Genomic DNA, 12,618 nt, shown 5'->3' with positions numbered 1-12,618 from the left:
CGCAGGCAAGCCAGCTCCCACATTTGCCATGCCGTCTTTGGATACGTTCTGTAAAACCTCCCCCGCCTCACTCTTCCCCACCTCGTCTACCCTTGAAAAACCCGCAGGAAGCGGCACTCCACTCAAGGAACGAGCATGTCCCTCGCCATCGTCCACAGCCGCGCCCAAATTGGCGTAGAAGCTCCCGCCGTCACCGTTGAAGTGCACATGGCCAATGGTCTGCCATCGCTGACGCTGGTGGGCCTGCCGGAAACCGCCGTCAGGGAAAGCAAAGACCGCGTGCGCAGCGCCATTCTCAACTCGGCCCTGCAATACCCCGCCCGACGCATCACTCTCAACCTCGCGCCCGCCGACCTGCCCAAGGACGGTGGGCGTTTTGATCTGGCGATTGCCCTGGGCATTCTCGCGGCCAGTGTGCAGGTGCCGGCGTTGATGCTCGATGACGTGGAATGCCTGGGGGAATTGGCGCTGTCCGGTGAAGTGCGCGCCATCAAAGGCGTATTGCCGGCGGCGTTGGCGGCACGCAAGGCCGGGCGCACCGTGATAGTGCCTCGGGCCAACGCCGAGGAAGCCTGCCTGGCCTCAGGGCTGAAGGTAATTGCGGTGGACCACTTGCTGCAGGTGGTGGCGCACCTGAACGGGGTTGTGCCGATTGAGCCCTATAAATCCGACGGTTTGCTGTACTTGAACAAGCCCTACCCCGACCTGAGTGAGGTACAGGGTCAACTGGCGGCCAAACGCGCCTTGCTGATCGCGGCGGCAGGCGCGCATAACCTGCTGTTCAGCGGGCCGCCGGGCACCGGCAAGACCTTGCTCGCCAGCCGCCTTCCCGGGCTGTTACCGCCCTTGAGCGAGCAGGAAGCGCTGGAAGTGGCCGCGATTCAGTCGGTGGTCAGCCTGGCGCCATTGAGCCACTGGCCGCATCGGCCGTTTCGCCAGCCGCACCACTCGGCGTCGGGCCCGGCATTGGTGGGCGGCGGTTCAAAACCGCAACCGGGGGAAATCACCCTGGCCCATCACGGCGTGTTGTTTCTGGATGAGTTGCCGGAGTTTGATCGCAAAGTCCTGGAGGTGCTGCGCGAACCGCTGGAGTCCGGCCATATCGTGATTTCCCGCGCCCGTGATCGCGTGAGCTTCCCGGCCCGCTTCCAATTGGTGGCGGCCATGAACCCCTGCCCCTGTGGCTATTTGGGCGAACCCAGTGGGCGCTGTCGGTGCACGCCGGAGCAAATCCAGCGCTATCGCAACAAACTCTCGGGGCCCTTGCTGGACCGGATTGATCTGCACCTGACCGTCGCGCGGGAAACTACCGCGCTGAACCCTACTCAACAGGCCGGCGACAACACCGCAAAGGCCTCGGCGGAAGTCGCCGAAGCCAGGGAGCGCCAGCAAAAGCGTCAAGGTTGCGCTAATGCGTTTCTGGACCTCCCAGGATTACGCGCGCACTGCAAGCTGGCAAAGACCGACGAAAGCTGGCTGGAAAGCGCGTGCGAGCGGCTGACGTTGTCGCTGCGCGCGGCCCATCGGTTGCTCAAGGTCGCGCGGACCCTGGCCGACCTTGAGCACGTGGAGCACATCGCCCGCCATCATTTGGCCGAGGCCCTGCAGTACCGGCCCGCCGCAGTCGGTTAGAGCCCGTTGGGAAAACCCAATAGCAACCGCGCCACCTCCATGACCTCTTCCAGCACTGCTTCTGCCGACTCAGTGGATGGTTTGAGCATCAGGTCATCGGCATATCCCATCGCCAAGGCAAAAAGCTGTCGGGCAGCACGTTGGGGCGATTCGCAACGAAAAACACCAGCAGCAACGCCCTGCTCGATCACCTCGGCGAGCATGCCCTGCCACTGGGCGTTGATCACCAGGTAAGCCTCGGCCATTTGCGGGTCGTGCATTGCCTCGTCCCAGGCATCCAGCCACAGCGCCCAGCCGGCATCGGCGGTGCACGGCAGGCAATCGCGCAGGAACGTCACCAGCGCCTCGCGGGGTGGCAGGTCTGCCAGCGGAGCGCGCACTTCATCCAGTTGTTCGTTGGCAAAGCGCACGAAAGCTTCGCGGCGCAGTTCATTCCAGTCGCTGAAGTAGTGGTAGACGTGGCTGCGCGACAGCCCGGCATGTTCGGCCAGATCACGGGTGGACACATCGGCGAAACCTTTGCTGCGAAACAGCTCCAGGGCGGCGGCGATGATCTGGTCTTTACGGTCGATACGCGACATTGGCAATTCCCTCGGGCGCCGGTGGATGAGTGGCGCTTGCTTTTTGAGCGGTCGCTCAAGGATACTTGAGCAGTCGCTCAATAATAGCGTCTAACACTCCTTTGGTGCACCCATGTCATTCGCCACACCGCCTATTCTGATCGAAGAAAGCAAGAAAATCGGCCAACAGTCCGCCAGCCAGACCCTCAAGGCGATCGCCAGGGCCTACCCCGGCAAGCTGTTCTGCACGTTGTCGCTGGTCGCGCTCGAGAACGCATTGCTGCTGGCCTACCCGCTGTTTGCGGGGTTCGCGGTGGACTCGATTATTCGTGGAGACGCGGGCAGCGCGCTGTTTTACGCGGCGGTGGTCTTGGCGTTCTGGGTGGTCGGCGCGGCGCGCAGGGCTTTGGACACCCGCACCTTTACGCGGATCTACGCCGACCTCGCCGTGCCGGTGATCCTCAATCAGCGCTTGCAGAACCACAGCACCTCGCGGGCGGCGGCGCGAGTGGTGCTGGCACGGGACTTTGTCGACTTCTTCGAAAAACATGTACCGACCATCGCCACGGCGCTGGTGTCCATCGTCGGTGCGGCGGTGATGTTGCTGGTGATCGAGCCGTGGATCGGCCTGGCGTGCCTGAGCGCGCTGCTGCTGTGCACCACGTTGCTGCCGCGCTTTGCCCGGCGTAACCAGCAGTTGCATGAACGCTTGAACGACCGCCTGGAGAAGGAAATCGGCCTGGTGGAAAAGGTCGGCGCACAGACCTTGCAGCGACACTATCAAGTGCTGTCGCGCCTGCGCATCTGGCTGTCAGACCGCGAGGCCGCCGCGTTCCTGTTTATCGGCACGCTGGCAGCCCTGCTGTTTGTGGTCGCGATCAGCCAATTGGCGCTGTCGCCGGCGGTCAAGGCCGGCCACATCTACGCGGTGATGACCTACTTGTGGACCTTCGTCAGCAGCCTCGATGAAGCGCCAGGGATGGTCGATCAACTGGCGCGTCTCAAGGACATCGGCAAGCGCGTGGACCCAGGCCTGGGCGACCGCTAGACCTTAACGAAACCGGTCCACTTCATGGCGCAGGCCAGCCGCCAGGGTTTCCAGTTCCTTGGCGGTAATCGCCAGGTTCGACACCACTTCACGCTGCTCGCTGTTGGCCAGCGCAATGCTTTGCAGGTTACTGCTAAGCACGTTCGCGGTGCTGCTCTGTTCCTGGGTCGCGGTGGTAATCGCGGCAAATTGCTGACCGGCCGAGCGGCTTTGCTCGTCGATTCGCGCCAGGGCAGAAGCCACATCAGCGTTACGCGACAGGCCTTCCTGCATCAGCACGTTGCCATGCTCCATGGTGCTGATGGCGTTGCCGGTTTCCTGCTGGATGCTCTGGATCATCACCGAGATTTCATCCGTGGCCTGGCGAGTGCGCGACGCCAGGTTGCGCACTTCGTCGGCAACCACGGCAAAGCCGCGACCTTGTTCACCGGCCCGCGCCGCTTCGATGGCGGCGTTGAGCGCGAGCAAGTTGGTCTGCTCGGCAATCGAGGTGATCACCCCGACAATTCCGCCGATCTCCTGGGAGCGCTGGCCCAGGGTGTTGATCACCGTGGCCGTGCTGTTGAGCGCGGTGGCGATATGCTCCAGGGACGACGACGCCTCTTGCATCGACGTGCGGCCAATCCGGGTTTGCTGGGCGTTTTCCTGGGCCAACCGCTCGGTGTTGCCCATGTTGTCGGCGATGTTCAGCGAAGTGGCGCTGAACTCCTCCACGGCGCCGGCCATGCTGGTGATCTCGCCGGACTGCTGCTCCATGCCTTCATACGCACCGCCAGACAAGCCGGACAACGCCTGCGCCCGGCTGTTGACCTCTTCGGCGGCCTTGCGAATGTGCGAAACCATGGTCGACAGCGCTTCGCCCATCTGGTTGAAGCTGCGCGCCAACTGGCCGATTTCATCATGGCTGGACACGTTCAAGCGTGCGCTCAAATCGCCCGCGCCCAAGGCTTCGGCCTGACGCACCAGGTCACTCAGGGGCTGCAATTTGCTGCGCAGCAACCAGACCGCCGCGCCCACCGCAAACAACATCGCCAGCACGCTGCCAATCACCAGGCGAATGCCCACCGCCCAAGTCACTGCACGGATTTCGGACTTCGGCATGCTTGCCACCACCGCCCACGGGCCGCCTTCAAACGGTACCGAGACGCTGTAGAAGTCTTCGTTTTTGTCGCTCCAGAAACGCCCTTCACCGGGCTTTTTAGCCAGGTCGAGCATCACCGGGATCGCTTGATCCAGCGCCTGCACGCCCGCCGGCGGCACCAGCCAGTGTTTCTGTTCGTCCAGCAGCGCGAGGGAACCGGTCTGGCCAATGCGGAAGCGTTTGAGGTTTTCAAACTGGGCATTCTGCGAGTCGGTGTAGTCGAAACCGACAAACAGCACCGCGATGACCTTACCGGCACCGTCACGCACTGGCGTGTACTGGGTCATGTAGGAGCGTTCGAACAGCACCGCGCGGCCAACATAACTCTGGCCGGCCAGCAGGCGCTGATACGCGGGATGCTGATGGTCCAGGGCCGTGCCGATGGCGCGGCTGCCGTCCTGCTTGGTCAGCGATGTGCTGATGCGGATGAAGTCCTCGCCATTGCGCACAAACACAGTCGCGACACCGCCGGAGGTGTCCTTGAACTCATCGACTTCATCGAAATCGTTGTTCAGCAGGTCACTGCCCAGGTAGAGGCTCGGGGTTTGTACGCCGGCCACGGCCACGGGTTGGTCGGCGCGCACGCTCAAACCGGCGCCGAAGCGCTTTTCAAATAGCCCGCTCAAACGCTGGGTACTTTCGCGCAAGGTGCTGTGGAAGGTGTTGAGTTGGTCGGCGAGCAAGCGCGCCTCGCTGGCCAAGTGTTCCTCACGGGTGTCGAGGTTGGCGGAGTCGAGAGAACGCAAGGCGAAAACGGTGCTGCCGCTGATGACGACAGCCAAAATAACGGCCAAAGCAAGGCCTAACTGGGAGGCGATCCGAGCGCGAGGTTGAGACATAAGAGCTCCTGGCCGAGGCCAGGATCATCCTGATCTCATAGCGTTGCTCGGCAAATTATCTGGTGGGAAACGTTGGGGCACGATGGTTCCAACACAATTACTTCGGCGGGCACGGACAATACTTGAGCGATCCGCAGGGGTATCGCGCAAACGATTGCAGGCAGGGGCTGTGCCACCTCAGTCCAGCCGTTCGACCTGAGGCAATTCCATGGCCTTGACTTCACCCTGAAGAAACTCGGCCAAGCGGCGTAAACGCTCACCGCCGGGGCGGGTTTTCGGCCACACCAGATAGTAATTTTCCCGGCTGGCCACGGCAGTCGGCCACGGCAGGCTCAAGCGCCCTTGGGCCACGTCTTCGGCCACCATCAACAGGTCGCCCATGGAAACCCCATAGCCGCGCGCGGCGGCAATCATGCCCAGCTCCAGGGTGTCGAACACTTGCCCACCCTTGAGCGACACCTGGGACGACAGCCCCATGCGCTCCAGCCAGTTGCGCCAGTCGCGCCGGTCGGGCGTGGGGTGCAACAGCTCGGCGGCGGCCAGGCGATTTACATCCCAGGGCCCGTCGTTCACCAAGTTCGGCGCCCCCACGGGAATCAGCAATTCAGGGAACAGGTAGCAGGCCTCCCAGTCCGCCGGGAAATGCCCATAACTCAGGAGTACCGCGCAATCGAACGGTTCCTGGTTGAAGTCCACTTCATCCACGCTCATCCAGGCGCTGGTCAGTTGCACCTCATTGCCCGGCTGCAACGCACGGAAGCGACTGAGCCGCGCCAGCAACCAACGCATGGTCAGGGTCGACGGCGCCTTCATGCGCAGGATGTCGTCTTCAGCATTCAGCGTGTGGCAAGCCCGCTCCAGGGCAGCGAAGCCCTCGCGTACACCGGGCAACAGCAAACGCGCTGCCTCAGTGAGCTGCAAAGTACGGCCACTGCGTTGGAACAGGCGACAGGCAAAATGCTCTTCAAGTGTGCGGATATGTCGGCTCACCGCACTTTGTGTAATCGACAATTCCTCCGCCGCACGGGTGAAGGAGTTGTGCCGGGAAGCGGCCTCAAAGGCGCGCAGGGCATACAGCGGTGGTAGGCGACGAGACATTGGGAAGGCTCCGACGGCGCAATGCGCAAACCCTACCAGAATCGCCCAAGTATGAGTTTTAATCATGCGGACGATCGCATTTATCGTTTTGTGCAATGGGCTGAGAGCGCCGAGAATCAACCCCTCCCCAACCCTCTGACATTTCGAGCGTGATGATCATGCAACATCCGGCACGTACCGAACTCTGGGCCATTCTGCGGCTTTCGGGGCCGTTGATTGCCTCACAGTTGGCGCACATGTTGATGGTGCTGACCGACACCCTGATGATGGCCCGCCTCAGCCCGGAAGCCCTGGCCGGCGGCGGTTTGGGTGCGGCCAGCTACTCGTTCGTGGCGATTTTTTGCATTGGCGTGATTGCCGCCGTTGGCACCCTCGTGGCCATTCGGCACGGCGCCGGCGACATCGAAGGCGCCACGCGCCTGACCCAAGCCGGGCTGTGGCTCGCTTGGCTGATGGCCCTGGTAGCCGGCTTGCTGCTGTGGAACCTCAAGCCCGTGCTGCTGATGTTCGGCCAGACCGAAACCAACGTGCACGCAGCGGGGCAGTTCCTGACGATCCTGCCCTTCGCCCTGCCCGGTTACCTGAGCTTCATGGCCCTGCGCGGCTTCACCAGCGCCATTGGCAAGGCCACGCCAGTGATGGTGATCAGCCTGTGCGGCACGGTGATCAACTACCTGCTCAACCATGCCCTGATCGAAGGCATGTTCGGCCTGCCAAAACTGGGCCTGATGGGCATCGGGCTGGTGACGGCCATCGTCGCCAACAGCATGGCCCTGGCGTTGATGTGGTACATCCGCAGCAACCGGGCCTACGCGGCCTATCCACTCGGCAAGGGCCTGTTGCGCCTCAACACCCACTACCTGCGCGAACTCTGGCGCCTGGGCCTGCCGATCGGAGGCACCTACGCGGTGGAAGTCGGGCTGTTTGCCTTCGCTGCGCTGTGCATGGGCACCATGGGCAGCACCCAATTGGCGGCGCATCAGATTGCCCTGCAAATCGTCTCGGTGGCGTTCATGGTGCCGGCGGGGATGTCCTACGCGATCACCATGCGCATTGGCCAACACTACGGCGCCGGGCAGTTGCTGCACGCACGCCTGGCCGGCCGCGTTGGCATCGGTTTTGGTGCAGTGGTAATGCTGGGCTTTGCGGCGGTGCTGTGGCTGTTTTCCGACCCCCTGATCGGACTGTTCCTGGACCATAGCGACCCGGCATTCCATGACGTGATCGTGCTGGCGGTCAGCCTGTTGGCCGTCGCGGCCTGGTTTGAACTGTTCGACGGCGTGCAGACCATCGCCATGGGCTGCATCCGTGGGCTCAAGGATGCCAAGACCACCTTCCTGGTCGGCCTGGGTTGCTATTGGCTGATCGGCGCGCCGTCTGCCTGGTTGATGGCATTCACCCTCGGCTGGGGGCCGACGGGCGTGTGGTGGGGCCTGGCGCTCGGCCTGGCGTGTGCGGCGGTGAGTCTGACCTGGGCGTTTGAGGCGAAGATGAAGCGGATGATTCGGCAGGAGCCACAAGTGCGGGCTGATTTCCAGGCGATGCAGCCTGAATAGAGAATGCACACGGCCACTGTGGGAGCTGGCCTGCCTGCGATGGCATCACTTGGTTATGCCTGACACACCGAGGTGCCTGCATCGCAGGCAAGCCAGCGCCCACAGGTTCGATTGGGTTTGCAACTCAGCCCAATAAAGCCTGCTGGCTTTTGCCGAATGTCAGGTACTCCACCAGCTCCGGCAGCGGTAACGGCTTGCTGATCAAATACCCCTGCGCCTGGTCGCAACCGAACAAGCGCAACAGCGCCAACTGCTCCGGCGTTTCCACCCCTTCTGCCACCACTTCCAGGTTGAGGTTGTGGGCCAGGTTGATCATGGCATGGACCAGCTTGCGGTTTTCTTCGCGCTCTTCCATGCCGCCGACGAAGCTCTTGTCGATCTTCAACAAGGCAATCGGCAGGCTGTTGAGGTGCACGAATGACGAAAAACCGGTGCCGAAGTCATCCAGGGAAAACCGCACGCCGAGGCGCCCGAGGGCGTCCATGGTCTGCTTGACCAAGTCACTGCGACGCATCACGGCGGTTTCGGTCAGCTCAAACTCCAGCCATTGCGCTTCCACGCCGCGCTCGGTGATCAGCCGGCTCAATGTCGACAGTAACTGGCTGTCCTGGAACTGGCGAAACGACAGGTTCACCGCCATGTGCAGCGGCGGCAGGCCGCGTTCGCGCAGGTCTTGCATGTCGCGCAGGGCGCGGGAAATCACCCAGTAACCCAATGGCACGATCAGGCCGCTTTGTTCGGCCAGCGGCACGAATTCGCTCGGCGGCAACAGGCCGCGTTCGCCATGACGCCAGCGCACCAGCGCTTCGAGGCCGACGATATGCCCGTCGTCCAGGTCCAGGCGCGGCTGGTAATGCAGCTCCAGTTCGTCACGACGCAACGCACGGCGCAGCTCACTTTCGAGGTCAGCGAGGCTGCGCGCGTTGCGGTTGATTCGCTCATTGAAGATGTGAAAAGTGCAGCCCTGAGTGCTCTTGGCTTGCTGCATGGCGATATGCGCGTGCCACATCAACGGGTCGGCGCCAGCCTTGGCGCGGGCATGCGCCACACCGAGGCTGCAGCCGATCAGCAGGCTTTCGCCATCCACCCAATAGGGCTCGGCCATCGCTTCGGTGATGCGCTCGGCCATCCATTCGGCGCGCTGGGGAGCGCGGCGGGTATCGATCAGCAAGGCGAATTCATCGCTGCCCAGACGCGCCAGTTGGTCGCCGGCTTCCAGCTGGCTTTTGAGCCGCGACACCACTTGCAGGATCAGCCGGTCGCCGGCCTGGTGGCCGAGCGCATCGTTGGCGTGGCGAAAATTGTCGAGGTCCAGATGACCCAGGGCCAGGCCGCGGCCTTCGTTTTCAGCCAGCCGCGCCGCCAGCAAGGTCTGAAAACCCTGGCGATTGGCGATACCGGTGAGCGGGTCCTGTTCGGCCAGGCGCTGCAGGGTATTTTCCAGCACGCCGCGCTCGCGCACATGGCGCAGACAGCGGCGCAATGTATCGGCGTCCAATACATGACGCACCAGCCAATCACTGACACCCAGCGGCGACACCAACGGTTCCTGTTCCAGCAACAATACACACGGCAAGCTGCAGCGACCGGGGCCGGGTTGCAGGTTGGGCGTGGTCAATAGCACGGCACTGTGGTCGTCATCGAACAGACGACTCACCGAGTCCCAGTTGGGCGCACTGATCAGCACAGCCCCTTCGCCCATCGGCGCCAGGCACTCGCGCAACAACGCTGCCCACGCTGGCTCATCGGCCAGTAGCAGCAAACGCAAGGGTTCGACAGGCGTAGACAAGCTGGCTCCCTAGACTCTGCAAGATTTCGTTGGCGGCGGGCATTATGACGCGCGGCCTGAGATTCACCAATGATAGGGGTTATCAAATACGCTGGCTGTAAGCATTCGTCTCAAAAAGCCCCCCACATCCTGCGGCAAAGTATCAAAACCGGCAAATTTAGATCGAGTGGTACGTCACACCGTCGTTCTATGGCAGCAGAATCTTGCCAGCCTGTTAAAATGCCCGCCCTTTTGATCAACGACTCCCTGAACTCTGTATGTCCCGACTCAATCCCCGGCAGCAAGAAGCCGTGAACTACGTCGGCGGCCCTCTATTGGTGCTCGCCGGTGCCGGTTCCGGCAAGACCAGCGTGATCACCCGCAAGATCGCGCACCTGATCCAGAGCTGCGGCATTCGCGCTCAGTACATCGTCGCCATGACCTTTACCAACAAGGCGGCGCGCGAAATGAAGGAGCGTGTCGGCACGCTGCTCAAGGGTGGCGAAGGCCGCGGCCTGACCGTGTGCACCTTCCACAACCTGGGCCTGAATATCATCCGCAAGGAGCATGCGCGGCTGGGCTACAAGCCGGGCTTCTCGATCTTTGACGAGACCGATGTGAAGTCGCTGATGACCGACATCATGCAAAAGGAGTACGCAGGCGACGACGGCGTGGATGAGATCAAGAACATGATCGGCGCCTGGAAAAACGACCTGATCCTGCCGCCCCAGGCCCTGGAAAACGCGCGCAACCCCAAGGAACAGACTGCCGCCATCGTCTACACCCACTACCAGCGCACGCTCAAGGCGTTCAACGCGGTGGACTTCGACGACCTGATCCTGCTGCCGGTGAAGCTGTTCGAGGAACACGCCGACATCCTCGAAAAATGGCAGAACAAAGTCCGCTACTTGCTGGTGGACGAATACCAGGACACCAACGCCAGCCAATACCTGCTGGTGAAAATGCTGATCGGCAAGCGCAACCAGTTCACCGTGGTAGGCGACGACGACCAGTCGATCTACGCCTGGCGCGGCGCGCGCCCGGAAAACCTGATGCTGCTCAAGGACGATTACCCGTCCCTGAAAGTGGTGATGCTGGAGCAGAACTACCGCTCCACCAGCCGCATCCTGCGTTGCGCCAACGTGCTGATCTCCAACAACCCCCACGAGTTTGAAAAACAACTGTGGAGCGAGATGGGCCACGGCGACGAAATCCGCGTGATCCGCTGCCGCAACGAAGACGCCGAAGCCGAGCGCGTGGCCGTGGAACTCCTGACCCTGCACCTGCGCACCGACCGGCCTTACAGCGATTTTGCGATCCTGTACCGCGGCAACTACCAGGCCAAGCTGATCGAGTTGAAGCTGCAGCACCACCAGATTCCGTATCGTCTGTCGGGCGGCAACAGCTTTTTCGGACGCCAGGAAGTAAAAGACCTGATGGCTTACTTCCGCCTGATCGTGAACCCGGACGACGACAACGCCTTCCTGCGCGTGATCAACGTGCCGCGCCGGGAAATCGGTTCCACGACCCTGGAAAAACTCGGTAACTACGCCACCGAACGCAAGATCTCGATGTACGCCGCCACCGACGAAATCGGCCTGGGCGAACATCTGGACACGCGCTTCACCGATCGCCTGTCGCGCTTCAAGCGCTTCATGGACAAGGTGCGCGAACAGTGTTCCGGCGAAGACCCGATCAGCGCGCTGCGCAGCATGGTCATGGACATCGACTACGAGAACTGGCTGCGCACCAACAGTTCCAGCGACAAGGCCGCGGATTACCGCATGGGCAACGTCTGGTTCCTGATCGAAGCGTTGAAAAACACGCTGGAGAAGGACGAAGAAGGCGAGATGACCGTCGAAGACGCCATCGGCAAGCTGGTGCTGCGCGACATGCTGGAGCGCCAGCAGGAAGAGGAAGACGGCGCCGAAGGCGTGCAAATGATGACGTTGCATGCCTCCAAGGGCCTGGAATTCCCCTACGTGTTCATCATGGGCATGGAGGAGGAAATTCTCCCACACCGTTCCAGCATTGAAGCTGACACCATCGAGGAAGAACGTCGGCTGGCCTACGTGGGCATTACCCGCGCGCGTCAGACCCTGGCGTTCACCTTTGCCGCCAAGCGCAAGCAATACGGCGAAATCATCGATTGTGCCCCCAGCCGGTTCCTGGATGAACTGCCGCCGGACGACTTGGCCTGGGAAGGCAATGACGACACCCCGACCGAGGTGAAGGCCGTCCGCGGCAACACCGCCTTGGCGGATATACGCGCGATGTTAAAGCGCTAGAATCGACTACTTTTTAATCTACTTTCGGCGCACGACGCGCCATTAGAGGAAGCTTTCCGTGGAAGCACTGCACAAGAAAATTCGCGAAGAAGGCATCGTGCTTTCCGATCAGGTACTCAAGGTCGACGCCTTTCTGAACCACCAGATCGACCCGGCGCTGATGAAACTGATCGGCGACGAATTCGCCGCGCTGTTCAAGGACTCGGGCATCACCAAGATCGTCACCATTGAGGCTTCGGGTATCGCGCCGGCGATCATGACCGGCCTGAACCTGGGCGTGCCGGTGATCTTCGCGCGTAAGCAGCAGTCCCTGACCCTGACCGAAAACCTGCTGTCGGCGACGGTGTATTCCTTCACCAAGAAAACCGAAAGCACCGTGGCGATCTCCCCGCGCCACCTGACCAGCAGCGACCGCGTGCTGGTGATCGATGATTTCCTGGCCAATGGCAAAGCCTCCCAGGCGCTGATTTCGATCATCAAGCAAGCCGGCGCGACCGTGGCGGGCTTGGGGATTGTGATCGAGAAGTCCTTCCAGGGCGGCCGTGCGGAGTTGGATGCGCAGGGTTATCGGGTTGAGTCGCTGGCGCGGGTGAAGTCGCTGGCCGGTGGGGTGGTCACGTTCATCGAGTAATCGCTGCCTGAATGCGGTTAAAAAATGTGGGAGCGGGCTTGCTCGCGAATGCGGTGG

At 61.9% G+C, this 12,618-nt stretch carries 9 protein-coding genes; 5 read left to right on the top strand and 4 right to left on the bottom strand.

The window, feature by feature from the left end:
• Positions 1-135 precede the first annotated feature (135 nt).
• On the top strand, positions 136-1,632 hold the full coding sequence (locus WBB95_RS17595; protein WP_424488748.1) for a YifB family Mg chelatase-like AAA ATPase: 1,497 nt from the start codon (positions 136-138) through the stop codon (positions 1,630-1,632).
• On the opposite strand, the gene WBB95_RS17590 is transcribed toward WBB95_RS17595, so the two are convergent.
• Positions 1,629-2,213 (bottom strand): TetR/AcrR family transcriptional regulator, encoded by a 585-nt coding sequence (locus tag WBB95_RS17590; RefSeq protein ID WP_424488747.1) that lies wholly within the window; start codon positions 2,211-2,213, stop codon positions 1,629-1,631. The two genes, WBB95_RS17595 and WBB95_RS17590, sit on opposite strands and share 4 nt — an antisense overlap.
• Positions 2,214-2,325: 112 nt before the next feature.
• Between WBB95_RS17590 and WBB95_RS17585 the strand changes: the two genes are divergently transcribed.
• Positions 2,326-3,240: an ABC transporter six-transmembrane domain-containing protein gene (locus WBB95_RS17585; protein WP_424488746.1), complete on the top strand. Its 915-nt coding sequence runs from the start codon at positions 2,326-2,328 to the stop codon at positions 3,238-3,240.
• Positions 3,241-3,243: 3 nt separating this feature from the next.
• Here the strand turns inward: WBB95_RS17585 and WBB95_RS17580 are convergent, their stop codons facing one another.
• Entirely contained in the window at positions 3,244-5,220 is a 1,977-nt protein-coding gene (locus WBB95_RS17580; protein ID WP_424488745.1) for a methyl-accepting chemotaxis protein, read from the bottom strand.
• A gap of 177 nt (positions 5,221-5,397) precedes the next feature.
• Positions 5,398-6,318 (bottom strand): LysR substrate-binding domain-containing protein, encoded by a 921-nt coding sequence (locus WBB95_RS17575; protein WP_424488744.1) that lies wholly within the window; start codon positions 6,316-6,318, stop codon positions 5,398-5,400.
• A 152-nt stretch (positions 6,319-6,470) separates the two neighbouring features.
• Between WBB95_RS17575 and WBB95_RS17570 the strand changes: the two genes are divergently transcribed.
• Entirely contained in the window at positions 6,471-7,874 is a 1,404-nt protein-coding gene (locus WBB95_RS17570; RefSeq protein ID WP_424488743.1) for a NorM family multidrug efflux MATE transporter, read from the top strand.
• A 124-nt stretch (positions 7,875-7,998) separates the two neighbouring features.
• Here WBB95_RS17570 and WBB95_RS17565 read toward each other — a convergent pair whose 3' ends face one another.
• Positions 7,999-9,663 carry a putative bifunctional diguanylate cyclase/phosphodiesterase gene (locus WBB95_RS17565; RefSeq protein WP_424488742.1) on the bottom strand — a complete coding sequence of 555 codons (1,665 nt, stop codon included), beginning with the start codon at positions 9,661-9,663 and terminating at the stop codon, positions 7,999-8,001.
• Between the two features lie 257 nt (positions 9,664-9,920).
• On the opposite strand from WBB95_RS17565, the gene rep reads away from it, so the two are divergent.
• Both rep and WBB95_RS17555 read left to right on the top strand, forming a co-directional pair.
• Positions 9,921-11,930 carry a DNA helicase Rep gene (gene rep / locus WBB95_RS17560; protein WP_424488741.1) on the top strand — a complete coding sequence of 670 codons (2,010 nt, stop codon included), beginning with the start codon at positions 9,921-9,923 and terminating at the stop codon, positions 11,928-11,930.
• 58 nt (positions 11,931-11,988) lie between these two features.
• Positions 11,989-12,561 (top strand): xanthine phosphoribosyltransferase, encoded by a 573-nt coding sequence (locus WBB95_RS17555; RefSeq protein WP_003195447.1) that lies wholly within the window; start codon positions 11,989-11,991, stop codon positions 12,559-12,561.
• The last annotated feature ends 57 nt before the right edge of the window (positions 12,562-12,618 follow it).

This window comes from Pseudomonas sp. (assembly GCF_049645325.1).
In the GTDB taxonomy this organism is placed as follows: Bacteria; Pseudomonadota; Gammaproteobacteria; order Pseudomonadales; family Pseudomonadaceae; genus Aquipseudomonas.
Note: the sequence above shows the minus strand (reverse complement) of the source record. Positions and strands in the feature narration are given on the sequence as shown.